18 protein-coding genes are annotated in these 23856 nt (G+C 70.1%); 6 read left to right on the top strand and 12 right to left on the bottom strand.

Annotated features, from left to right (window positions below):
- Positions 1-2: 2 nt before the first annotated feature.
- The 6 genes from QN141_00370 to QN141_00345 are packed head-to-tail and all read left to right on the top strand — an operon-like array spanning position 3 to position 6193.
- Positions 3-716: an alpha/beta hydrolase gene (locus QN141_00370; GenBank protein MDR7556926.1), complete on the top strand. Its 714-nt coding sequence runs from the start codon at positions 3-5 to the stop codon at positions 714-716.
- The gene (gene pxpA / locus QN141_00365) at positions 713-1471 is read left to right on the top strand and encodes a 5-oxoprolinase subunit PxpA (protein ID MDR7556925.1); all 759 of its coding nucleotides are present in this window, start codon (positions 713-715) and stop codon (positions 1469-1471) included. Before QN141_00370 ends, pxpA begins: the two co-directional genes overlap by 4 nt.
- Positions 1468-2286, top strand: a complete 819-nt coding sequence (locus QN141_00360) for a terpene cyclase/mutase family protein (GenBank protein MDR7556924.1) — start codon at positions 1468-1470, stop codon at positions 2284-2286. The genes pxpA and QN141_00360 overlap by 4 nt, the downstream gene beginning before the upstream one ends.
- 3 nt (positions 2287-2289) lie before the next feature.
- Positions 2290-4020, top strand: a complete 1731-nt coding sequence (locus QN141_00355; protein MDR7556923.1) for an ABC transporter ATP-binding protein — start codon at positions 2290-2292, stop codon at positions 4018-4020.
- Positions 4017-5846 carry an ABC transporter ATP-binding protein gene (locus tag QN141_00350; GenBank protein MDR7556922.1) on the top strand — a complete coding sequence of 610 codons (1830 nt, stop codon included), beginning with the start codon at positions 4017-4019 and terminating at the stop codon, positions 5844-5846. The genes QN141_00355 and QN141_00350 overlap by 4 nt, the downstream gene beginning before the upstream one ends.
- A 23-nt stretch (positions 5847-5869) precedes the next feature.
- A complete protein-coding gene (locus QN141_00345; protein MDR7556921.1) occupies positions 5870-6193 on the top strand; it encodes a hypothetical protein in 324 nt (107 codons plus the stop codon).
- 43 nt (positions 6194-6236) lie between these two features.
- Here QN141_00345 and QN141_00340 read toward each other — a convergent pair whose 3' ends face one another.
- From QN141_00340 to QN141_00285, 12 genes are all read right to left on the bottom strand, one after another.
- Complete coding sequence (locus QN141_00340) at positions 6237-6614, bottom strand: S1 RNA-binding domain-containing protein (protein MDR7556920.1); 378 nt, start codon at positions 6612-6614, stop codon at positions 6237-6239.
- Positions 6615-6688: 74 nt separating this feature from the next.
- Positions 6689-7123, bottom strand: coding sequence for a septum formation initiator family protein (locus QN141_00335; protein ID MDR7556919.1), 435 nt, complete (start codon positions 7121-7123; stop codon positions 6689-6691).
- A gap of 57 nt (positions 7124-7180) precedes the next feature.
- Entirely contained in the window at positions 7181-8482 is a 1302-nt protein-coding gene (eno, locus tag QN141_00330) for a phosphopyruvate hydratase (protein MDR7556918.1), read from the bottom strand.
- Positions 8475-8714, bottom strand: a complete 240-nt coding sequence (locus QN141_00325) for a S4 domain-containing protein (protein ID MDR7556917.1) — start codon at positions 8712-8714, stop codon at positions 8475-8477. The genes eno and QN141_00325 overlap by 8 nt, the downstream gene beginning before the upstream one ends.
- 5 nt (positions 8715-8719) lie before the next feature.
- The gene (locus QN141_00320; protein ID MDR7556916.1) at positions 8720-9673 is read right to left on the bottom strand and encodes a peptidylprolyl isomerase; all 954 of its coding nucleotides are present in this window, start codon (positions 9671-9673) and stop codon (positions 8720-8722) included.
- Positions 9674-9748: 75 nt separating this feature from the next.
- Positions 9749-13042 carry a transcription-repair coupling factor gene (gene mfd / locus QN141_00315; protein ID MDR7556915.1) on the bottom strand — a complete coding sequence of 1098 codons (3294 nt, stop codon included), beginning with the start codon at positions 13040-13042 and terminating at the stop codon, positions 9749-9751.
- Positions 13043-13138: 96 nt separating this feature from the next.
- Positions 13139-14320, bottom strand: coding sequence for an MFS transporter (locus QN141_00310; protein MDR7556914.1), 1182 nt, complete (start codon positions 14318-14320; stop codon positions 13139-13141).
- A 93-nt stretch (positions 14321-14413) separates the two neighbouring features.
- Entirely contained in the window at positions 14414-17071 is a 2658-nt protein-coding gene (locus QN141_00305) for a glutamate synthase (protein ID MDR7556913.1), read from the bottom strand.
- A complete protein-coding gene (locus QN141_00300) occupies positions 17068-19548 on the bottom strand; it encodes a glutamate synthase-related protein (protein MDR7556912.1) in 2481 nt (826 codons plus the stop codon). Before QN141_00300 ends, QN141_00305 begins: the two co-directional genes overlap by 4 nt.
- On the bottom strand, positions 19548-21308 hold the full coding sequence (locus QN141_00295; GenBank protein MDR7556911.1) for an NAD+ synthase: 1761 nt from the start codon (positions 21306-21308) through the stop codon (positions 19548-19550). Before QN141_00295 ends, QN141_00300 begins: the two co-directional genes overlap by 1 nt.
- A gap of 284 nt (positions 21309-21592) precedes the next feature.
- Complete coding sequence (locus tag QN141_00290) at positions 21593-22171, bottom strand: response regulator (protein MDR7556910.1); 579 nt, start codon at positions 22169-22171, stop codon at positions 21593-21595.
- Entirely contained in the window at positions 22168-23787 is a 1620-nt protein-coding gene (locus QN141_00285) for a GAF domain-containing protein (GenBank protein MDR7556909.1), read from the bottom strand. The genes QN141_00290 and QN141_00285 overlap by 4 nt, the downstream gene beginning before the upstream one ends.
- Positions 23788-23856 lie beyond the last annotated feature (69 nt).

Here is a 23856-nt window from a genome sequence, read left to right as displayed (position 1 = left end):
GCATGTCCCGTCCCGGGCCGCTGCTTCCCATGGTGCTCCTCCACGGCGCCGGCGGCCTGGGACAGCTGTGGCAGAACCAGCTGCTGGCCTTCCCCGAAGCCGTGGCGCCCGACCTGCCCGGGCATCCGACCGGGCCCGGGCTGTCCTCGGTGTCCGATCTGGCCGGGTGGGTGTTGCAGTTCGTGGCCACGACGGTCCCTGCGCCCTGCGTCCTCGGCGGTCACTCGCTGGGCGCGGCGGTCGCCCTCCAGGCGGCCCTGGACGCTCCCGCCCGCCTGCGGGGACTGATCCTCTTGGGCGCGGGCGCCCGTCTGCGCGTGCGGCCCGAGTTCTTCGACCTCCTCCGCCGCGGCTATTCGGAAGCGGTGGAAGAGCTGCTCCGCTGGTGGTTTGCGCCCGCGGCCCCTCCGCGCATTGTCGATCGCGCCCGTCAGGCGTTGCGCGCCGTGGCTCCGGCGGTGGTGTACGACGACTTCTGGGCGGCGGATCACTTCGATGTGATGGCGCGCGTCCGGGAGATCACGGTGCCCACGCTCATCATCTGCGGCGAGGAGGATCGGATGACGCCCGTGAAGTACGCCCGGTATCTGCACGAGCAGATCGCCGGGTCGCGACTGGTGATCGTGCCCGGAGCCGGGCACATGGTCATGCTGGAGCGGCCGCGGGAGACCAACGCCGCCATCGAAGAGTTTCTGGGCACCCTGAGGAGTTCATGAAGATTGACCTGAACGCCGACCTGGGCGAGGGCGCCTCTACCGACACCGCCCTGCTGGCGGTGATCACCTCCGCCAACATCGCCTGCGGCGGACACGCCGGAGACGAGCGGTCGATGCGACGGGCCGTACTGGAGGCCACGGCGCGGGGCGTCGGCATCGGAGCGCACCCCTCCTACCCGGACCGGGAGGGGTTCGGCAGACGCCCCATGGCCATGTCCCACGAGGCGCTGGTGGACACGCTGGTCCGGCAGATCGAGCGGTTGCAGGAGGTCGCCCGGGCGGCCGGGACGGCTCTTGTCCACATCAAGGCCCACGGGGCGCTGTACAATGTGGCGGTGGACGATGCGGCGACGGCGCGCGCCATCGGCGAGGCGATTCGCCGCGTCGATTCGCGGCTGATCGCGGTGGCCCTGGCCGGATCCCCCATGGCCGAGGTCTTCAGGTCCATGGGGCTGCGGACCGCCGAGGAGGCGTTCATCGACCGCGGCTACACCGCCGCCGGCCGGCTGGTGCCGCGCGATCGACCCAACGCGTTGCTCACCGATGCGCGGGCCGCCGCGGCCCGCGCCGTCCGGATGGTGCGGGACGGTGTGGTGGATTCGGTGGAGGGGGCGCCCGTCCGTCTTCGGGCCCAGACCCTGTGCGTCCACGCCGACACCCCCGGGAGTCCGGCGATCGCCGCCGCCGTGCGTCAGGCGCTGGAGGCGGCCGGGATCCGGGTGGCGCCCATGAGGGAATGCATGGTGGAGGGATGAACGGTTACCTGGCCAGAGCCGTCGCCTACATCCAGGAGAACGGGGACGAGCTGGAGCGTGGACGGCTGGCCGGGCTCCTCGGCCGGGAGCGGCCTGAGCCGAAGGCCGTCCGCGCCCTGCTCACCCGGCAGAACGAGGACGGCGGCTTTCCCTACCAGATGGTGCCCGGTCGGCCCTCCGCCGTGACCTCCACCGCCGCCGCCCTGCAGTGGCTGCACGACCTGCGGCTCGCCGGCACGAGCCAGGTGGAGCGCGCGGGAGCCTATCTCCTCACCGTGCAGCGGCCCGACGGGACATGGGAGGAGAGTCCGGCGCTCATCAAGTATGATCCGCCGCCGCTGGCGCGGCCGGGACACGCCGCCGGGCGGACCTACTGCACCGCGCTGGGCGCCTACTGGCTGGCCCGGCTGCTGGGGGTGCGCCACGACAGCGTCCAGCGCGCCGCCCAGGCGCTTCGCGCCTGGCGCGACGGCGGCCGGCCCGAAGACGAACCGCTGCAGGTGGCGGTGCTGGCGGCCGTGGTGATGGCGATGATCGAAGGGCCGGGGAGCGCCGCTGCGGGTCTCGAGGCGCTGGAGCGGGTGAATCCGGAAGCCTGGACCGCCGACCGGCTGGTCGAGCTCCTCGGCGGTCTGCACACGGCCGGATTCGCCGCCGAAGACCCGTTGGTCGCCCCGGCCATCCGCAGGCTGTTGGGGCTCCAGCGGGAGGACGGCGGATGGACCAGCGAGCAGGGCGCCGACCGGGAGGTCGACCTCTCGCTGCGCGCCCTGGGGGTGCTGCTGGCCTACGGCGTGCCGTCGGGGAGCGGATAGTCCATGAGCCCCCGGCTGCGCGCCTACCTGTGGCGTCACCGCCGATCCTACGCCGTCGGTTTCCTGCTGAGCATCGTCGCGGCGTTGCTGGTGATGATCAACCCCGTCCTGGTGCGCCTGGCCATCGACGGCATCGCCCGCGGCGTTCCGATCCGGCAGCTCGCTCTGTACGCCCTGGGGTTGGTCCTCGTGCAGGCCGCCGTGCTGGCCCTGCGCTACGCCTGGCGGATGAGCATCTTCGGGGCCTCCCGGCGGATCGAATACGAGATGCGCAACGACTACTTCGCCCACCTGCAGCGCATGCACCTGGGGTTCTTCCACCGCACCCGCACGGGCGACCTCATGGCCAGGGCGGTGAACGATCTGAGCACGGTACAGCGCTTCCTCGGCCCGGGGCTGATGCACGGCTTCTCCACCGTGGTCACCTTCGCCATCGCCGTGGGCTTCATGCTCACCGTGGACCTGCGGCTGACCCTGGTGATGATGTTCATCCTGCCCCTGGTCAGCCTGACCTTCATCCTCCTGGCCCCGCGCATCCATGCCCGGTTCGAGCTCGTCCAGGACCAGTTCAGCGCCATCTCGGCCAGGGCGCAGGAGAATTTCTCGGGGATCCGGGTGGTCAAAGCCTTTGCCCAGGAGCCCTACGAGATCGAGGCCTTCGCCGCCCTGAACCGCGAGTACATCCGGCGCAACCTGGGCGTGATCAAGACCTCCGGGGCCCTGTGGCCGCTCATCGACCTCTTCCTCGGTCTGGCCGCCGTGGTGCTCCTCTGGCAGGGCGGGGAGGCCGTGATCACCCGCCGCATCACCATCGGGCAGTTCGTGCAGTTCACGGCCTACCTCGGGTTGCTGGCCTGGCCGATGGTCGCCCTGGGCTGGGTGGTGAACCTGATGCAGCGCGGGCTGGCCTCCATGAAGCGCCTGGATGAGATCTTCGCCCAGCGCCCGGCGATCGTCGATCATCCTGACGCGCAGCCGATGCCGTCGCTGCGAGGGGAGATCGAGTTCCAGAACCTGACCTTCGCCTACCACGGGGTCCCCGTGCTCCGGGAGATCAACCTGCGCATCCCCGCCGGGTACACCGTGGCCGTGGTCGGGCCGACGGGCAGCGGGAAGAGCACGCTGGTCAGCCTCATCCCCCGCCTGTTCGACGTCACCGAGGGCCGCCTGCTCATTGACGGCGTGGACGTCCGGCGCATCCGGCTGGACGACCTGCGCCGGCAGATCGGGTTCGTCCCCCAGGACACCTTCCTCTTCTCCGAGACCCTGCGCGAGAACATCGCCTACGGGCTGGACCACTCCGGCGACGGTGTCGTCGAGCGGGCCGCCGAGATCTCGGCGCTGGTGCGCGATGCAGAGGGGTTCCCCCGGGGCTACGACACGGTGGTCGGCGAACGTGGGGTCACCCTTTCCGGAGGGCAGAAGCAGCGGGCGGCCATCGCCCGCGCCGTGGCCCGTGACCCGCGCATCCTGATCCTCGACGATGCCCTGAGCAGCGTCGACACCCACACCGAGGAAGAGATCCTGACCCGGCTGCGGGAGGTGATGGCCACCCGCACGGCCATCCTCATCTCTCACCGCATCTCGACTGTCCGGCATGCCGACCTGATCGTGGTCCTGGACGGGGGGCGGATCGTGGAGCAGGGCCGGCACGACGAACTGCTGGCCCGCGGCGGGCTCTACGCCGATCTCTACCAGCGGCAGCTGCTGGAAGAAGAGCTGGCTGAGGCATGAGCGTCCACTTCCAGGAAGACGAGATCCTGGGGAAAGCCTACGACGCCCGGTTGATGCGGCGTCTGCTGAGGTACCTGCGGCCGTACCGCCGGGTCGTGATCCTGTCCGTGCTGCTCCTGCTGCTCACCGCGGGATTGGACCTGCTCGGCCCCTACTTTGTGAAGGTGGCCATCGACCGGTACATCGCCCGGGGCCAGCTCGCCGGGGTGGGGCGCCTGGCCCTGCTCTACCTCCTGGCGCTGCTGGCCGCCTTCGCCGCCCGCTACGGGCAGCACTACCTCATGCAGATCGTGGGGCAGCAGGTGATGTACGACCTGCGCCTGCAACTCTTCAGCCACCTCCAGCGTCTGCCGGTGGCGTTCTTCACGCGCCAACCCGTGGGGCGGCTGATGACGCGGATCACGAACGACGTGGACACGCTCAACGAGATGGTCACCTCCGGCGTGGTGACGGTGATCGGCGACCTCGTCATGCTCACCGGGATCGTCGTGGCCATGATCTGGCTGGACTGGCGGCTGGCCCTGGTCGCCTTCGCCATCATGCCCGTGCTGGCGCTGGCCACCTTCGCCTTCCAGGCCCGGATGCGCGAGTCGTACCGGGCCGTGCGCATCCGTATCGCGCGCATCAACGCCTACCTCAACGAGAACATCATGGGGATGATGGTGGCCCAGCTCTTCAACCGCGGGCCGAAGAACTTCGCCCGTTTCGACGCGCTGAACCGCGACCATCTGGAGAGTAACCTGCAGGCCACCCGATACATGGCCCTCTTCTTCCCCCTGGCCGGATTCTTCGGTGCGGTGGCCACCGCGCTGCTCCTCTGGTACGGCGGCGGTCAGGTGGTGCAGGGCGTTGTCACCCTCGGCGTGCTCGTGGCCCAGATCCAGTACACCGAGCGCTTCTTCCGGCCGATTCAGGACCTGGCCGAGAAGTACAACATCCTTCAGGCGGCGATGGCCTCCTCCGAGCGCATCTTCCGGCTCCTGGACGAGCCGGTGACGGTCCAGGATCCCCCCGACCCCGTACCCCTGACGCGTGTCCGCGGCGAGGTGGAGTTCCGCGATGTCTGGTTCGCCTACGATGAGGCCCCCGCCGCCGGAGACGGCGCTCCCGACTGGGTCCTCAAGGGCGTCTCCTTCCGCATCCGAGCCGGGGAGAGCGTGGCCGTAGTGGGGCATACCGGGGCGGGCAAGACCTCCATCATCAACCTGATCACCCGGTTCTACGATCCTCAGCGGGGGCAGGTCCTGGTGGACGGGGTGGACGTGCGGCGCTACCGCCAGCAGGATCTGCGCCGTCACGTGGGGCTCGTCCTCCAGGACGTGTTCCTCTTCTCCGGGACCATCGCCTCCAACATCCGGTTGGGGAACACGGAGATCGACGACGACGCGCTTCGCCGGGCCGCCCGATTTGTCAACGCCCATGCGTTCATCGAGCGGTTGCCCCAGGGCTACGCCACGGAGGTGGTGGAACGGGGCGCCACGCTCTCCGCGGGGCAGCGACAGCTCATCGCCTTCGCCCGGGCGCTGGCCCACAACCCGGAGATCCTGCTGGTGCTGGACGAGGCCACGAGCAGCGTGGACACCGACACCGAGGCCCTGATCCAGGACGCGCTGCAGAAGGTGCTGCGGGGGCGGACCTCGATCATCATCGCCCACCGCCTCAGCACCATCCAGAACGTGGACCGCATCCTGGTCATGCACAAGGGGCGGATCGTGGAAGAGGGCACGCACCGCGACCTGCTGGCGCGGGGCGGCATCTACACGAAGTTGTACCAGCTCCAGTATCGGGACCAGGAGCGACGGGCGTCTGCAGGCGAGCGGAGATAGCGGCGATGGGCGGAGGAAGGCCGGTGGAGCAGGTGCGGGCGGCGCTGCTGGAGGCGATGGAGTCCCGCCGCGAACTCGTCGCCTACAGCCGCCTGGAGGCCAGAGAGATGGACCGCCGGGCGCGGGAGGTGGAGCGTGACGCGCTGGCCCGCGTGCGCGCCCTGCTGGGAAAGGCCCCGGCGGACCCGCAGCTCCAGCAGGTCCTGATGCGCCTGGCGCGGATGGACGAACAGCTGGAGGCGTTGCAGGCCCGAACCGACATCCAGGAACGCTCGCGCGCTCTGGAGCGTGACGACATCACCTGGAGGGCCTTCGAGGATATCGCCTGGCTGCTGGGGATCCTCTGACGGAGGCGCTTCCCGGGGCCGGGACCGGCGTCCTGCGGGGGAGTTACTTCCGCCGCTTGCCGCCGCCCCGCTTGGCCTCGGTGTTGCGCTTCAGGTCAAGGAGACGTTCCTCGCTCTCCTTCATGAAGGCCTTCAGCTTGTCTTCGAAGGAGGTCTTGGCGCGGGCGCGGGCGGCGCGCTCTTCGGGGGAGAGCGCCTGCTTGACGGAGAGGTCGAGTTTGCCGCGCTCGTTCAGGCCGAGGACCTTGACCTTGACCTTCTCCTGCTCTTTCAGGTAATCCCGGACGTCCTTGACGTAGACGTCGGCGATTTCCCGGATGTGGACCAGACCGCTTCGACCGTCGGGGAGTTCGACGAACGCGCCGTATGGGGTGATCTTGACCACGGTGCCTTCCACAATCGCGCCGGTCTCCACGACCATAGACGTTCGAGCCCGCCTCCTCTGATCAGGGGATATGCAGGCGCATTATAGGGCCCCCGATTCCGCAGTGTCAATCAGTCGGTGCCCCGTGCCTGCACCCAGCGGGTCAGGGCGTTCCAGAGCCGTTCCACCAGCGGACGGGTGGGCTCCTCCGGCCGGGCCGGCGGCGGGGGAGGGGAGGCCGGGGACGGCACGATGAGGATCGCGATCTCCCCGGGCCGGACCAGTCCCAGCTGTTCGCGGGCGATCTTCTCGATGTAGCCGGGGGTCTGGAGGAGCCGGATCTCTTCGCGCAGGACGGCGTTGTGCTCCTGGAGGGTGCGCTTCAGGGCGGCCAGCCTGGCCGCTTCCCGGTTGAGACGGTAGCCGTGGAGGGCGTTAATCCCGAAGAGGTAGGCGGCGGCCGCGACGACGGCGATGACGGCGCCGACACGGGCGGAGCGGGGGAGGTGCGGAGGGGGAGGAATAAGGTGCGCCCGGTCGCGGGGGCGCTGGATGGCTGGGGACACGGCTGCTCCGTTTGCTTCGACGACGTCAGGTACGATTGACCCCGGGGTCGGGGTTCGCTATCCGGTTCCGCCGATCCTCGCCGCCCGGGGGAAGACCCCGGCGCCGGCGAACACGGCCCGCTCTCCCAGTTCCTCCTCGATCCGCAACAGCTGGTTGTACTTGGCGACGCGCTCGCTGCGGGACGGGGCGCCCGTCTTGATCTGGCCAGCATTGGTCGCCACGGCCAGATCGGCGATGGTGGTGTCCTCCGTCTCGCCGGAGCGATGCGAGATGATCACGCCGTACTGCGCCTCCCGGGCCACGGCCACCGCCTCCAGCGTCTCGGTCAGGGTCCCGATCTGATTCACTTTGATCAGGACGGCGTTGGCCACGCCCCGCTCGATGCCCTGCCGCAGCCGACCCACGTTGGTGACGAAGAGATCATCCCCCACCAGCTGAATCCGGTCGCCCAGCCTGTCGGTGAGCGCTCTCCAGCCCTCCCAATCGTCCTCGGCCATGCCGTCTTCGATCGAGACGATGGGATACGCGGCGCAGAGGCGCTCGTAGTACTCCACCAGCTGGTCGCTCGTCCGCTGGCGACCCTCGCCAGCGAAGCGGTACCGCCCGTCCTCGTGGAGTTCGGTGGCGGCCGGATCCAGGGCCACGGCCACGTCCGCCCCCGGTGTGTAGCCGGCGTCCTCGATGGCGCGGGTGAGGATGTCGAGGGCCTCCTCCGTGGTGCGCAGCTCGGGCGCGAACCCGCCCTCATCGCCTACGGCGGTGGACATCATCCGGGACTTCAGCAGCCCCCGCAGCCGATGGAAGGTTTCGACGCCCATGCGCAGCGCGTCAGCGAAGCGGGGGGCGCGCAGGGGGACCAGCATGAACTCCTGCACATCGAGGGGGTTATCGGCGTGGGCGCCCCCGTTGATCACATTCATCAGCGGCACCGGAAGCACCCGCGCCCCCTCCCCGCCGAGGTACCGGTAGAGCGGCAGGCCTCGGGAGGCGGCGGCGGCGCGGGCGACGGCCAGCGAGACGCCCAGGATCGCGTTGGCCCCCAGATCCCGTTTGTTCGCCGTGCCGTCGAGGTCGAGCAGTCGCCGGTCCAGTGCCGCCTGGTCGGTGGCTTCCCAGCCCACGAGGGCCGGCGCAATCCGCTCGTTGACGTTGGCCACGGCGCGGAGGACGCCCTTGCCCCCGTAGCGGGTGGGATCGCCGTCGCGCAGTTCGAGCGCTTCGTGCGCTCCGGTGGAGGCTCCCGAGGGCACGGCGGCCCGTCCCACCGCGCCGTCCCGGAGTCGGACCTCGACCTCCACCGTCGGATTCCCGCGCGAATCGAGGATCTCCCGCCCGCGTACGGCGACAATTTCAGGCACGCCACTCCTCCACCGTGGTCCGCGACAGGATCTCCGCCAGGGTCTCTGAGACGACCTTGGCCACGACGCGGCGATCCCCCCGGCTGATGGTGATCACGTCCCCGGGGCGGACCGCCGCCGAGGGCCTGGCCACCACCCCGTTCACCCGGATTCGTCCGTGGTCGCACAGCCGGTTGGCGACCGCCCGGCGCTTGATCAACCGGCTAACCTGCAGGAACTTGTCCAGCCGCACGTCCCTCACCTAGTCGTATCGGTTCGGGTGATGGTCGCCGTCTGTTTGACCTGCTGCAACCACCGGGCAAAGTCCGCCTCCTGCTTCCTGGTCAACAGCTGGCGGCGGATCTCGTCGGAGACCTCGGCCAGCGTGCTGGGCTTGCCGGCCTGGCGGGCGATCCCCTGGATCACATGGTAGCCGTACTGGGTCTTGACGATGCCGGAGATCTGGCCGGGCTGCAGGGCGAAGGCGGCCCGCTCGAACTCCGGGACGAGCTGGCCCCGCGCCACGAACCCCAGGTCTCCGCCCTGGTCCTTGCTGCCGGGGTCCCTGGAGAGCTGCCGGGCCAGGTCCGCGAACTTCTCCCCGCGCATCAACCGGGCCAGCACGAGCCGGGCTTCCGCCTCGGTCTCCACGAGGATGTGCCGCACCCGCACCTGTTCCGGGCGGTCGAACTCCCGGCGGTTCTGCTCATAGTACCTGGCGACCTCCGAGCTGTTAACGGTAGCCTGGCTGACCCGGGCCTGCAGATTCTGGACGGTGAGGGTGGTGCGCAGCCGCTTCCGCAGGTCGTCCAGGGTCAGGTTGCGCTGGTCCAGGGCAAACTGAAACTCCGCATCGGAGGGGAAGTTCTTGCGGATCTCCTCAACGGCGGCGGCCACCTGCGCCTCGGTGGCCAGGGCGTGGCGTTTGCGCGCTTCCTGCAGAATCAGGCGCTGCTCGATCATCTGGTCCAGCACAATGCGCGAGATCTCCTCCCGCTGCTTGCGTCCCTCGGCGCTGGTCAGGTCGATCCGGTATTGCTGGGCGACGGCCGCCACCTCGCGGTCCAGTTCGCTGCGGTAGATGACCTCGCCGTTGACCGTGGCCGCGACGCCGGTTCCCTGTTGCATCCCCCGCGTCAGGGCCAGCGCCGCCGCCGTCCCCGCGAGCGCCAGGAGCAGAGCCAGCACCACGGTGCGTAGATTCTTGGCCATGCCCTCATCGTACAGGGTGGGGAAGCGCAGGCGCAACGGTGGAGGATGGGTCCGAGGCGGCGGTGTCTGCGCCAGCTACCGAACCGCCGCCGGTTCGCGCCGGCGCGTCAGGCCCTTGAGGGCGGAGAGGGCCCGGCGGATCCACTCCGCGTCCTCGGCGAAGTTGGTGCCTTCGGTCCGCAGTCGCAGCATCCCGCTGGCCACGGTGAGCCGCCCGCGGAAGGGCGCGGTGAGCCGGGGTTCCTCCTCGGCCGTCGGGGTCCATCCCGCGGCGGGCCGCAGGGTGATGCGGTCCCGCTCGCGCGTGATCGCCACCACGCCGGCCTCCCGGGCCAGGGCGCGCAGCCGGACGATCTCCACGAGGTGCGCCGCGGCGGCCGGCATGGTCCCGTAGCGATCGACGATCTCCTCTGCCACCTCCTCCGCCTCCTCAACGGTGCGCGCGGCGGCCAGCTTGCGATACAGGGCCATGCGCTGACCTTCGTCCGAGACGTAGGTCTCCGGGAGGAAGGCGTCCACGCCCAGGTCGATGGTCGTCTCCGGCGTCTCCTCCACGATCTGTCCGCGCAGCTCCCGCACCGCCTCATCCAGCAGCCGCGCGTACAGCTCGAACCCCACGGCGGCCAGGTGGCCGTGCTGCTCGGGCCCGAGGAGGTTGCCCGCACCGCGGATCTCCAGGTCGCGCATCGCCAGCTTGAGACCCGAGCCGAGCTCGACGAACTCCTGCATCGCCTGCAGGCGCCGGCGCGCCTCCTCCGTGAGCTGGGCCCCGCGGGGGTAGAGGAGGTAACAGTAGGCCTGCCGGTCGGCCCGTCCTACGCGGCCGCGCAACTGGTAGAGCTGCGACAGCCCCATCAGGTGCGCGTCCTCGATCAGGATGGTGTTCACCAGCGGGATATCCAATCCGATCTCCACGATGGTCGTGCAGACCAGCACGTTGTCGCGCCCGCCCAGGAAGTCCATCATGACCTGCTCCAGCCGCTCCTCCGGCATCTGCCCGTGGGCCACGGCCACCCTGGCCTCGGGGACGAGGGCCCGGATGCGGCGGGCCGCGCGCTCGATGGTCTCCACGCGGTTGTGGACGACGTAGACCTGCCCGCCCCGCTCCAGTTCCCGCAGGATCGCCCAGCGCACCAGGTCGTCGTCATAGGGGCGGATCTCGGTGTGGATGGGCAGCCGGGCCTCGGGCGGGGTCTCCATCACGGACATGTCCCGTAGCCCGGCCAGGGACATGTGCAGAGTCCGGGGGATCGGCGTGGCGGTGAGCGTCAGCACGTCCACGGTCGCCCGCAGCTGCTTCAACTTCTCCTTGTGCCGTACGCCGAAGCGTTGCTCTTCGTCGATGATGAGCAGGCCCAGGTCCTTGAAGCGGACGTCCTTTTCCAGGAGCCGGTGGGTGCCGATGACGATGTCCAGGGTTCCCGCGGCCAGTTCCGCCAGTGTCTTCTTCAACTCGGCGCGGGTCCGGAAGCGGCTGACCACATCGACCCTGACGGGGTAGGCGGCGAGGCGCTTCAGGAAGACGTTGTAGTGCTGCTGGGCCAGGACCGTGGTGGGGACCAGGACCGCGACCTGCTTGCCGTCCATCACCGCCTTGAAGGCGGCGCGGAGGGCCACTTCGGTCTTGCCGTACCCCACGTCCCCGGCGATGAGGCGGTCCATGGGCCGGGGCTGCTCCATGTCGCGCTTCACGTCCTGGATGGCCAGCCACTGATCCGGCGTCTCCTCGAACTCGAAGGTCGCCTCCAGCTCGTGCTGCCAGGGCGTGTCCGGAGCGAACGCGTGTCCGGCCGTGCTCTCCCGCAGCGCGTAGAGCGCCAGCAGTTCCCGGGCCATCTCCCGGGCGGCCTCGCGCACTTTGCGTTTCTCGCGTTCCCACTCCGCGCCCGAGAGCCGGTGGACCTTCGGCCGCTGGCCTTCCACCCCGATGTAGCGCTGCACCAGGTTGATCTGGTCGGTGGGCACGAAGAGCCGGTCGCCCTGCGCGTACTCCAGCTCCAGGTAGTCCCGCTCGGCGCCGTTCAGGAGCAGCCGCCGCATGCCGCGGTAGATCCCGATGCCGTGATGGATGTGGACGACGTAGTCGCCGGGGGCGAGGTCCGTCCAGGAGTACAGGCGGACACCCTCGCGGAACCGCTGGCGCCGCCGTCGCCGGCGCCAGCCCACCATCTCGCTGTCCGTCACCACGACGAGCCCCGCGGTCTCGATCTGGAATCCGTGGCTCAGCGGGGCCTCCACGGCGACTACCTGCCCCGGTTCCGGCGCCGCCTCCAGCGCCGCGGCCGCCGTCACCGCCAGCCCGTGGTCCCGGAGGATCTCGCTGATCCGCCGGCTCTGCGCCGTGGCGATGACGACACGGCGCCCGGCGACCACCCACTCCTCCATCGATCGGGCCAGGAGCTTCATCTGGCCGCCGAAGGCCTCGACGCCGGGGAAGCGGAGCGGGATCTCGACTTCAAGACGGTCGGCGCCATGTACCGCCGACAGCGCCACCGCACGCAGCCCTTCCGGCGGCGGCTCGTCCCAGGTGAAAAAGGCCGGTGGGTCCGCCGCCTGAGGACCCTCGAGCAGCGAGCGGGCCTGGCGCTGCAGGTCTACGGGTTCGTCGTACACCACCAGGGCGCCCGGGGTCAGGTACGTCAGGAGCGACGCGTCTCCCCCCGCCTCGGCAACCGGGGGGAGGAGGGCCTGCCCCAGCATCTGCGTGCTGCGCTGGGATTCGATCTCGAAGGCGCGGACGGACTCGATCTCATCCCCACACCACTCGACCCGCACCGGCGCCTCCGCCTGCGGCGGGAAGACGTCGAGGATGCCCCCGCGCACGGCAAACTCCCCGCGGGCACCGACCAGATCGACGCGGCGGTATCCGGCCGAAGCGAGGAAGGCGGTCAGACGCATCAGGTCCAGGCGCTGCCCGGGCGCGACGCGCTCCGAGGTCTTGAGGAGGTCATCGGGACCCGGGATCCGACGCAGCAACGCGGCCACCGGGGCGATGATCCACAGGGCCGGCCGCTCCAGGAGGCGCATCAGCACCGCCAGGCGCTCACCGGCGGCCTCGGCGGGCGGCCGGCCGTCGTCTGCAGTGAAGATCTCCCATTGGGGATACACGATGAGCCGTTCCTCGAGTTCAGGCAGGAACGCCAGCAGGTCGTCATGCAGCCGGTCCGCCGCTTCCCGGGAGGGCGTCACGATGAGCACCGTGCCGTCGGCGATCAGATCGAGATCGCCGGCCAGGGCGGCCAGGACCAGGGCCTTTTCCGATCCCGTGGGGCCCACCAGCCACGGCCGGGTTCCGGAGCGGACGGCGTCCAGCGCCTGCTTGTAGGACGGCTCCTCCCGCAGGGGCGGGAGCAGCCCGCGGAGACTCATCGCAAAACCTCATTGTATCGAGCGCAGAGCGCGAACCACAAGACGAACACTGCATCCGGGCGAGAACGGGATGGGCGAGAACGGGAGAAGCGTCGGTCAGAGTCTGGCCACCACGAGGACGCCGAGCAGCGCGACGATCCCCAGCGAGAGGAAGGCCCACCCCCACGTCCCGTTGGTCGCGTCGAGGATGGCGCCGAACAGGGGCGGGGAGACCGCCGTGACCAGAAAGCCCAGGCTCGATTGGATCGCCATCGTCGCGCCGAGGGCCCGGGGATCGGCGGACTCCGCCACGGCGGTGGACAGCGTGGACGACTCCGCCGTGACCAGCAGGCCGTAGAAGACCGCCAGACCGAGCACGAATCGCAGGCCCAGCGACGGCGTCCAGCCGATGGTCGCGGAGAGGAGGGCCGAGGCGGTGAGGAAGATCACGATGGTCCGGCGCCGGCCCAGCGAGTCGGACAGCCAGCCTCCGAAGGCGTTGCTCGCCCCGCTAGCCAGCAGGACCAGGGAGGAAAACGCGGCGCCGCGCGCCGTCGCCGAGGTGAGCGGAAGCCCGCGTTCCACCCAGAGCGAGGTCAAGAAGGCCGGCAGCCAGGCGCGCATCCCGAACAGCTCCCAGTTGTGCGCGGCGTAGGCGGTGATGAAACGCAGGGCGCGGACGTTGCGCAGCACCCGTCCCACCTCGATCCGGCGTCGCGCCGGGAGCGGCGAGACGTCCTGCACCACGGGCCAGGCCAGGGCTGCGGCCGCAAGGGGACCCACGGCGGTGAGGGTGAACGCGGTCCGCCATCCCAGGGGCAGCAGGGCGCCGGTCAGCAGCAGCGAGAGGCTCGTCCCGAGGCTGAAGGCGCCGATGTACACCCCCATGGCCCCGCCGCGCGTCGCCGCGGGGAAGGTCTCCACGACCAGGCGCATCCCCGGCATGTACGTCCCGGCGAGGCCCATCCCGCCCAGGGTGCGCAGGAGGAGGGCGGAGGGGAAGTCGCGGGCGAAGCCCGCGAACAGCAGGCCGAAGACGCCGTTCCAGACCGCTGAGGCCAGGTAGATGCGGCGGACGCCGATCACATCCGTCAGGGTGCTCAGGACCAGCACCGCACCGGTGTACCCGATCTGCTGGCCGGCGAAGATCGCCCCGGCCTGCGCGGCGGAGAGACCCCACTCCCGCCGCAGCACCGGCAGCGCGCCGGAGTAGCTGCCGAAGGTGAGCATGGTGGCCACCTCGGCCGCGGCCAGGAGGATCAGCCAACGCCACGAGGACCCGGCGAAAGCACGGGACACGGATCACTACAATTCCGTGGAGCGCGGGGGCTCCCTTCGCGGATCCGGAAACCGGATGACGGCCGGCGGTCAGGAGCCGGGGACGGTGCCGGGCTACCCTTTGAGCACGCCCAGCTCGACAGGTTCGACCTTGCGGTAGACGTCTTCGGGGCTGCGGACGTGGCCGTCCACGGTGAGGAGTCGCTCCACGGGGATGGCGAAGAGCCGCTCGTTCTCTTCCAGGTAGGGCCGGATCAGATTCCAGTCGGCCGCGGTCAGATCGGCAAAGCGGCCGCCGTTCAGCTGGTCTTCATCCAGGCGGCGATAGGGATCGCGGGCGTAGATCGCGCCGCCGCTGGCCAGAGAGAAGAGGTTGCCGCCGGGGTAGGGCGTGTCGAGATCGACGATGCGTCCGTCGTGGTCGAAGGTCACGCCGTTGAGGATGCAGAACCCGCCGCCCTCCAGCGGATCGCCGGCCATGAAGGATTCGGCCAGGTAGTCCAGCGCGGTGCCGTTGATCACCACCCGCGGCCGGCCCACGGCGTTGATCAGCGGCCGCCCGGCGGCGCTGCCCAGCACGTAGATCTCGCCGCCCTTCGCCCCGTACAGGAACGTCTGGCCCACGCTGCCGTGGATGACGAGCTTCCCGGCCTTGAGGATCTGCCCGACCTGATCCTGGGCGTCGCCGTGTACGGTGAGCGTCATCCCGTCCAGGCCCGAGCCGAGGTAGTCGCCCGAGGACCCGTAGATCTCCAGCCGCACGTCCCCCGTCCGCGGGCCGAAGCCGCTGCCGATGAACCGCTGGCCGTGGACGTCGAAGACGATCAGGGTTCGCCAGCCGAGCGCGTAGGCCCGGACCAGGGCCCGGGAGAGACCCTGTTCGCCTTCCATGGGAAACCCGCGGGCGTCGATGACCAGCGTCTGGTCCGGCCGCTGCGGCGCGCTGAGCATCGCCCAGTCGCTCCGGCCGATGCGGACCATGGGCGCCGCGCCGTTGATCGGGGGCACGTCGCGCAGCAGGCCGTAGACGGCGGCGTGGAGCACGGCCAGCAGCGAGGCGCGCTTCTTTGCTCCCGTCGGCCAGCGCCCGTCCAGCAGCCGGGTCAGCCCTTCCAGCGCGACGGCGCGCACTGACCCGCCGCCGCGCGCCTCTGCCCGGACCGCGGAGAGCCAGCGTTCGATCGTCTCGTAGTCCGCGCTGCGGAAGAGCCGGACCCCCTGGGCGTAGACGGCCTCAGGCGTCGTCAGATGCACGGGAGGCGAAGTGCGCACCGCGGCGGCGGCCCGGCCCGCTCCGGAGCCGGCCGGCGGGGACGCGACCGACGCCACCCGGAGGAGCGGCAGGCGGTGCCGCTGCCCCGGCGGCGTGCGCACCACAGCGCCGAATTTGTTGCTGCAGGTCAGCGTCCCCTCGGGCCGGACCGTGAACAGGAAGGCCCCGCCGTCGGTGTAGGATCCCCCGCGGGCGTTCCAGTAGCGGTCGGCGAGGGGGCAGATCCGGGCATCCTCGTGGGAGAGGCTGGCCAGCGTGGCGTCGATGGCCTGCTTCTCGGAGGCGATGATGCCGACGGAGACCTCTCCTTCCTGCAGGGCGAACACCTGGGGCCGCAGCATCGAGGTGTCGGTGATTCCCAGCAGCTGCCAGCCCCCCACCCGCCCCTGCTCGATCAGGGAGCGGCCGATGATGAAGAACCACGGCCCGTCGGGCGAGCCGTGGATGTGGCTGGCCTGGATGGCGCGGTACACCGTGCGCTTCTCCTCCGGCAGCAGGAGAAAGTCGCGCTCCGTGGTCGGGGCCATGGCCTCGATGAGATACTCGGTGGGATAGCCGTAGGTGCGGCTCCACAGATCGAACAACAGGACGGCGACTTCGGTATCGGTCAGGAACAGCGGGAACAGATTCCGCTGGGCGAGATACTCGCATACCGCGTGGTAGTTGGCGAAGTCCCCGTTGTGGACCAGCGCCACGTCCAGCGCGGCGAAGGGGTGCGCGCCGCCCGGATGCCAGACACGGCCCTTGGTCGGGTAGCGCTGGTGGCCGATCCAGATCCGGGCCCGCACGTCCTCCATCCGGTAGTAGTGCAGGGCGTCCTCGGCGTACCCGACGATCTTGAGCACCAGCATGTCGCGGCCGTAGGAGAGGACGAAGGCGTGCCGCCCGGAGGCGCCGGGCCCCGAGGGAGGGCCCGGGGGCGGTCCGCCGGCGTAGAATCGCGTGTTCAGACGAAACGCCCACTGACTGACGTATTCGTCCTCCGCGGCCTGGACGGACACGGCGTCGAGGCGATGCGTTTCGATGAACTGCGCCAGCACATCTTCGCGCACCCGTGCGAAGTAGCGCCACACGTCCGGCGGCCGCACGGTCAGTCCGGGAACGTCGCGGTGGTCGTCGACGGTGGGAATCCGGTACCCGGCGTGCAGGTCGAAGACGGGATCGATGAACGCGGCCTCGATGTCGCGGCGCAACTCCGGGGTGAGGTAGGCGATCTGGACGAGGTAGTCCGTGGCCAGGCGGTCCGCGTCCACCCCCATCTGCTCCGGGAGGAGGCCGGCCGCGGCCAGCCCGCCGCCTTTGCCGTTGCCGCGGTTGTGCATCTGACGGCAGGGAGCCAGAATGTGCCGGCCCAGGACGGGGACGGTGGCGGCCAGGCCGACGACGCCGCACCCGCCCTCGGCTTCGACCTTTCGCCGGGAGAACGGGACCGGGGCGGGCAGCCCCTCCCGCGAGCGGATGAGCTGGGTGACCGCCTCGGCATTCGGTCGCGCGCTCATGCCGCTTTGGGGTCCGATTCCAGGTAGACGAGGAGAGAGGTGCGGCCGCGCAGCTCGCGGATCGAGCGCAGGCCGAGGTCGGCGAGCAGGGCGCGCAACTGCGCCGCCCAGGCCCGGTAGAGATTGACGATGCGCCCGGCGGCCCAGACCGGGTCGATGAGCCGGGACAGTTCCGGGTCGGTGGTCGTGATCCCGAAGGGACAGCCTCTGCCCTTTTCGCAGTCCGCCAGCCGCGTGCAGCCGATCGCCACCAGGTCGGCCATCCCCACGACCGCCCCATCCGCACCCAGGGCGATGGCCTTGGCGACGTCGTAGGCGGTGCGGATCCCTCCGGAGGCCATCAACACAATCTCGTCGCGGATGCCCTCCTCCAGCAGGAACCGGTGCACCTTGGGGACGGCGTACTCGATGGGCATGGCGATGTTCTTCTTGGCGATCTCCGGGGCGGCGCCGGTCCCGCCGTAGCCGCCGTCGAGGTGGACGATATGCGCCCCCGCATAGTAGATGCCCACCGCCACCATGTCCACATCCGTCGGCGTGCTCACTTTGACCGCGACCAGCGCGTTCGGGTTAACGGCGCGGATCCAGTCCACGTGCTTCTTGTGATCCTCCACCGAGTAGACACTGTGGAAGGGGAACGGGGAGAACAGCGACGTCCAGGCCACGGCCTCGCGCATTGTGGCCACGACTTCCGTGGTCTTGCCTCCCAGGAGATGGCCGCCCAGCCCGGGCTTGGCGCCCTGCGCGTACTTGAACTCCACGAAGCGGGCCCGCTGGATCGTCTCCTCGCGCACCCCGAAGAGCCCCGTGGCGACCTGGGTGATGACGTGATCGGCGTACGGGATCAGTTCGTCCGGATAGCCGCCCTCCCCGGTGCTGGTGAAGGTGCCCACCGTCTTCGCCGCCATGGCCCGGGCCAGCATCGTCTGCAGGCTCACCGAACCGAAGGACATCCCGCCGCCGTACCAGGGCACGGGGATGGTGATCGCCGGTCCGTACCCGCGCCGGTTGAGCTCCAGGCTCAGGTCGACCTCCTCGGGGTCCACGGCCGCCGGCGGCGTGTAGCCGGCGTCCTCCGAGACGAACCGCAGCACGTCGAACCCCCCGCCGGATCGGCCGACCCGCGCCTCCCCCCGCGCCGGGGGAGCTCCCGTCGCGGCCTGCGTCCAGGTCGCCTGGAGCAGCTCCTGGGTCCAGCGCAGATCGCCCATCTCGGGAATCTCGGTCAGCGGTTTCTCGGCGGGCGCCGGTCGGGTCACGGGGAACAGCGCGCGGAACTGCGCCTCTTCCTCGGGCTGGAAGATGGCCCGGCCGGTTTCCCCGCGCAGCCGGCGGACCTCGCGCATGCCCATGGCGCCCAGGCACTCCAGCAGCTGGTCCCGCCAGGCGTTGAAGAGATTCATCAGGCGCTGCGCCCCCCACGCCGCGTCGAACTCGCCGCGCTCCGCGCCGCAGTAGGCGCGGTCGGCCCACAGGGCGCAGCCGAAGGCCACGGGGAGGACGAAGTCCACGGCCACGAGGTCCGCGCCGCAGACGATGGCTTTTGGCACGTGCTCCGCGGCGGCGATGCCCCCGCTGGCGAGGAGCGTGACCTCGTCGCGGAGGCCCCGGGCCACGAGATGGCGGTGGACCGCCCGCAGGGCCTCGGCGATGAATCCCCGGGACGACTGGCCGGATTCGTCGGCGAAGAGGTGAATGACCTCGGCGCCGGCGCGCACGAGATTCTCGACCCTTCCGGGGTCCGCCGCATCCATCGGGAGGCGCTGCCCGACGACCACGTCGGGGCGCGCGCCTTTCACCCTGGCGACGGCGTCCTGCGCATCGTCCCCTTCGATCTCGATGTACCGCGCCTGGGCCCACAGCCGTCTGTGGACCGTCACCTCGCCGGGAGCCAGGCGCGGCGCCAGCCACGCCGCGTACGGGACCAGGTCGTCGGCCCACATCTCAGGGGTGATCACGGCGAGCGTGCGCAGCGCGGAGGCCGCCCGGGCGATGCCGAGGATCTGGCTGCGGCCGGCGAGGGGGAACGGAAACGGGTTGAAGATGACGGGCAGGGGGAGTTCGACCAACGGGGGAGCGGAGGCTTCGCCGGGCGTCGCCCCGGCGAAGCGCAGAGACGGCAGCTTGCGGCCCAGATCGACGCCCGTGCTGATGTACTCCCGGCCGTGGATGCCGTCCCGCGTGGGGCGGACGATCTCGGACATGTCCAGCCACAACGCGTCGAACCCCGGCCCGGCGAAGGGGCCGCCGTACCCGGCGCCCGAGATCGGGATCTTCCCGCGCTCGGCCATGTACCACGTCTGAGTGATGATCTCCGGGGTCCAGTAGGGATCGCCCCGCCCGGGGGTGGAGAAGGGCGGCTTGCCGTACTTCACATACTCGTCGTTCTCCCCCAGACGGAAGCGCGCCGGAGGCGGAAACGGCGGGGGGGCCGGGGCGGTGGCGATGTGGTAGCGGGAGGCGGGGGCGGAGCCCATCAGGAGGGGTCGACCGGCGCAGGGCGCGGCAGCGAATGGCGGAACCGGTTGGTGATGGGCAGGCGCCGGTCCTTGCCCAGGGCCTTGGGCGTGATCTTGATGCCCGGCGGGGCCTGGCGGCGCTTGTACTCGTTCCGGTCGACCATCGTCACCACGCGCGCCACCACCTCGGCCGGATAGCCCTGGGCCGCGATCTCTTCCGGCGGCACATCCTCCTCGATGTAGAGCCGGAGGATCGGATCGAGGATCTCATAGGGCGGCAGGGTGTCGGTGTCTTTCTGGCCGGCGCGGAGTTCGGCGGTCGGCGGCCGGGTGATCACGCCCTCCGGGATGATCGGCTGCCGCAGGTTCCGCCAGCGGGCCAGCTCGTAGACCAGCGTCTTGGGCACATCCTTGATCACGGCGAAGCCGCCGGCCATGTCGCCGTACAGCGTCGCGTAGCCCACGCTCATCTCGCTTTTGTTGCCCGTGGCCAGCACCAGCCAGCCGAATTTGTTGGACAGGGCCATGAGCAGCGTCCCGCGGATGCGGGCCTGGATGTTCTCCTCCGTCGCATCCGCCGCGCGACCGGCAAAGGTGGCGCTCAGGCTGTCCAGGAAGGCCTGGTAGATGGGATCGATCGCCAGATCGAGGCGCTCCACGCCGAGGTTCTGGGCCACCGCGGCGGCAAACCGGCGGCTGTCCTCGGAGCTGAAGCGTGAGGGGAGCCAGGCGGTGTGGACGTGCTCCGCGCCCAGCGCGTCCACGGCGATCGTGGCCACGAGGGCGGAGTCGATGCCGCCGGAGAGGCCGACGACGGCGTCGGTGAAGCCGTTTTTCCGCATATAGTCCCGTGTACCCAGGACCAGCGCCCGGTACACCTCTTCGGTCGGGTCCAGGGCCGGCGGGATCTGCGGCTCCACGGGCGGCCGGGGCGTCGGCGGCGCGCCGGAGGGGGACGGCGCGTCCGAGACGTAAACGGTGGGCGTGGCGATCGGTCCGCCTTCCTCCTCCGGGGGCGGCCCCGGGGCCACGCGACGCTGGCGCCTCACGGCCTCCGGGTCCACGTCACAGACCACCAGGTCCTCTTCGAACTGCCGGCCTCGGGCCAGCAACCTCCCGGTGTGGTCGACGATCATCCCCATCCCGTCGAAGACCAGCTCGTCCTGCCCGCCGACCAGGTTGTTGTAGCAGAGCACGACGCCGTACTCGCGGGCCCGGGTGCGCAGCATCTCCTCCCGCTGCTGCCACTTGTGCCGGTGGTAGGGGGAGCCGTTGATGTTGAGGATGACCAGCGCCCCGGCGGCGGCTTCGGCCTGGCAGGGCCCGCCCGGGAGCCAGATGTCCTCGCAGATGGTGATCCCCACGGGCACGCCGCGGATGAGGAAGACCGGCGCACTCCGTCCGGGGTGGAAGTAGCGCTTCTCGTCGAACACGCCGTAGTTGGGAAGGCGGTGCTTGCGGTACACACCGACCTGCCGGCCGTCGGAGAGGACCGCGGCGGCGTTGTACAGGGGGCCGTCCCGGTCCACGAATCCCACCACGGCCGTGATGTGCCGGGTGGCCCCGGCCACCTCGGCCAGGGCGGCAAGGTTGGCGCGGACGAAATCCGGCTTGAGGAGCAGGTCCTCCGGCGGATAGCCGGGGACGGACAGCTCGGGGAAACAGACGACGTCGACGCCCAGGTCCCGGGCGCGGTCGATCGTCTCACAGATCCGGCGGGTGTTGCCCTCGAGGTCCCCGACAGTGGTGTTGAGCTGGGCCATGCCGATGCGGAGCATCAGCGTCTGAGCCCATTATAGGGCAAGAGGCGGGCGGGGTCGGAGGGACGGACCGCAGGAAGGGCGCGGGGGGAAACACAGCGCCAGCGGAGCAGGACTGCTGAGTTAGGCCGGGTTGCCGATCTGCGGGCGACGCCGGAGGCGTCGGGTGCAGATGCGGTACCTCACTCCCACCTCGAACACTCGCTGTCCGCTGGCGAGCATCGTTGTATCACGCGGCCGGACCCGGGGTCAATGCGGAACTGTCGTTTCCCTGTTGTGGATAACGGGGACAACGCTTCCCGCTAGCCACCGTGGCCGCGGATGATGGCCTCGGCGACCTCGCGCATCGTCTTCCGACCGTCGCGGGCGGCGCGCTGGATGCGCAGGAAGGCTTGCGCTTCATCCAGTCCCTCACGGCGCATCAGAATGCCCTTGGCCCGCTCGACGAGCTTTCGCGTGCGCAGGGTCTCCTCCAGATCGCCGATCTCCCGGCGCAGGGCCGTGATCTCCTTGAAGCGGCCCATGGCCATCTCCACCGCCGGAGCCAGGTCGCTCTCGCGCACCGGCTTGACCAGGTAGGCCAGCACTCCGGCCTCGCGCGCCCGATCGATGAAGTCGCGGTCGGCGTAGGCGGTGAGGATGATCACCGGCACGGCGCGCTCCCGGAGGAGCACCCCGGCCGCCTGCAGCCCGTCCAGGCCCGGCATCTTGATGTCCAGGAAGACCAGGTCGGGACGCAGTTTCCCCACCAGGTCCAGGAGACGGCGGCCGTCGGCGGCCTCACCGACCACCTGGTATCCCTGATCCTCCAGCATCGCCCGCAGACCGAGGCGGATGACCGCCTCGTCGTCGGCGATGACGATGCGCAGGGGCGGCCTCATGCCCGTCCGGTCTCCAGGCGCGGGATGGCGATCACCACCCGTGTCCCCGGTCCGGGGCTGAAGGCGATCGTCCCGCCCAGGTCCTCGGTGACCAGGGCCTGGACGATTTTCAACCCCAGCTCGCCGCCCCCGCCGGGTTCGAATCCCGGCGGGAGCCCCCGCCCGTCATCCTCCACCTCGACGGTGAGCCCGCCGTCGCGCCGCGCCAGACGGATCTCCACCCGTCCCTCCGGGCGACCGGGGAAGGCGTGCTCGATGGCATTCTGGAGCAGTTCGTTGACGACCAGGGCCAGGGAGGTCGCCTGGTGGGAGTTGAGGTAGATGTCGTCTCCGCGGACGGCACCGCTCAGCCGCAGGGTCGGTGCGGCCATGGTCTGGACGACGTTGTGCATGACCCGTTCCAGCAGCTGCCGCAGGTTGACCAGCCGGAATCCTTCCACCGAGAGGATCTCGTGCACCGCGGCAATGCTCAGGATCCGGTTGATCGTTTCCTGGAGCACCTCCCGGCCGGAGACCTGACGGCCGTCCCGCAGCTGCAGTCGCAGGAGCATGGCCACGGTCTGCAGGTTGTTCTTGACCCGGTGGTGCATCTCGCGGATGACCGCGGAGCGCACGACCAGGTTGGCGTTTTCGATGGCCAGCGCGGTCTGGTTGGCCAGGGTGGTGAAGAGTTTGATCTCCGCGTCGGTGAAGTGGTGGGGCCGGTCCTTGTAGCAGTTGAAGACGCCGATCACGCGGTCGCGAACGACCAGGGGCACCGAGAGCAGGGCGCGCAGGCCCTCCCGGGCCGCCATCTCCTTGAGCAGGTAGCGCGGATCGGCCTGCACGTCGGCCACCGCGATGGGCGTGCCCTCCCGGGCCACGGTGCCGGTAATGCCGTCACCCACTTTCAGGGTGGGCCGGTTCAGATAGCCGGCGCCGGCGCTCTGCACCGCGGCCAGGACGAGGTCCTTCGTCTCCTCGTCGATCAGCATCAGGGAGCAGGTCTTCGCCTCCATGGTCCGGGACGCCATCTCGACGATCAGGCGCAGGATCTCTTCGAGATAGAGCGGAGACGTCAGGGTCTCGCTGACCTCGGCCAGCGTACTCAACTCGCGGATCTGGCGGCGCATGTTGTCGTAGAGCGTGGCCTTCTCGATGGCGCCCGCGGCCAGATCCGCGATCACCCCCAGCAACTCCATCTCTTCCGGCGTGTACTCGTGGCGCTGGGCGGTCTGCACGTTGACGGCCCCGATGACTTTGCCGGCCGTGATCAGCGGGACCGCGGCCAGGGACCGGAAGTGGTACTCGTGAGTCTCGGGCAGGTAGACGAACCGGGGATCGCTTGCCGCGTCGGAACTGGCGACCGGCTGAGCCTGCCGGGCTGCCCAGCCGGTGAGCCCCTCCCCGAAGCGCAGGCGCGCCCGTCCCACCGCTTCGGGGGCCAGCCCGGTCGTGGCCTTGAGGATGAGGTACTCGCCCGCCGGGTCCAGGAGGTAGATCGAGCACGAGTCCATCCCCATCACCTCCGCGGTGGTGCGCGTGATGAGGTGCAGCGTGCTGTCCAGGTCCACCGCCTGGCCGATGGCGCGGCTGATGGCGCGCAGCGCCGTGATCTCGGCGGACTTGCCGGCCATATCGCACTCATCATAGCGCGAGGACCCCAGGGCTGGGTACGATAGGTTCACCGATCATGGAAGCCGGTG

The organism is Armatimonadota bacterium, from assembly GCA_031459765.1.
Classification (GTDB): Bacteria; Sysuimicrobiota; Sysuimicrobiia; order Sysuimicrobiales; family Kaftiobacteriaceae; genus Kaftiobacterium; species Kaftiobacterium secundum.
Note: the sequence above shows the minus strand (reverse complement) of the source record. Positions and strands in the feature narration are given on the sequence as shown.

Coding starts and splice junctions, on each gene's coding strand:
- QN141_00370 (MDR7556926.1), top strand. CDS start 3: ATGTCCCGTCCCGGGCCGCTGCTTCCCATGGTGCTCCTCCACGGCGCC.
- pxpA (MDR7556925.1), top strand. CDS start 713: ATGAAGATTGACCTGAACGCCGACCTGGGCGAGGGCGCCTCTACCGAC.
- QN141_00360 (MDR7556924.1), top strand. CDS start 1,468: ATGAACGGTTACCTGGCCAGAGCCGTCGCCTACATCCAGGAGAACGGG.
- QN141_00355 (MDR7556923.1), top strand. CDS start 2,290: ATGAGCCCCCGGCTGCGCGCCTACCTGTGGCGTCACCGCCGATCCTAC.
- QN141_00350 (MDR7556922.1), top strand. CDS start 4,017: ATGAGCGTCCACTTCCAGGAAGACGAGATCCTGGGGAAAGCCTACGAC.
- QN141_00340 (MDR7556920.1), bottom strand. CDS start 6,614: ATGGTCGTGGAGACCGGCGCGATTGTGGAAGGCACCGTGGTCAAGATC.
- QN141_00320 (MDR7556916.1), bottom strand. CDS start 9,673: ATGGCCAAGAATCTACGCACCGTGGTGCTGGCTCTGCTCCTGGCGCTC.
- mfd (MDR7556915.1), bottom strand. CDS start 13,042: ATGAGTCTCCGCGGGCTGCTCCCGCCCCTGCGGGAGGAGCCGTCCTAC.
- QN141_00305 (MDR7556913.1), bottom strand. CDS start 17,071: ATGAGCGCGCGACCGAATGCCGAGGCGGTCACCCAGCTCATCCGCTCG.
- QN141_00300 (MDR7556912.1), bottom strand. CDS start 19,548: ATGGGCTCCGCCCCCGCCTCCCGCTACCACATCGCCACCGCCCCGGCC.
- QN141_00295 (MDR7556911.1), bottom strand. CDS start 21,308: ATGCTCCGCATCGGCATGGCCCAGCTCAACACCACTGTCGGGGACCTC.
- QN141_00290 (MDR7556910.1), bottom strand. CDS start 22,171: ATGAGGCCGCCCCTGCGCATCGTCATCGCCGACGACGAGGCGGTCATC.
- QN141_00285 (MDR7556909.1), bottom strand. CDS start 23,787: ATGGCCGGCAAGTCCGCCGAGATCACGGCGCTGCGCGCCATCAGCCGC.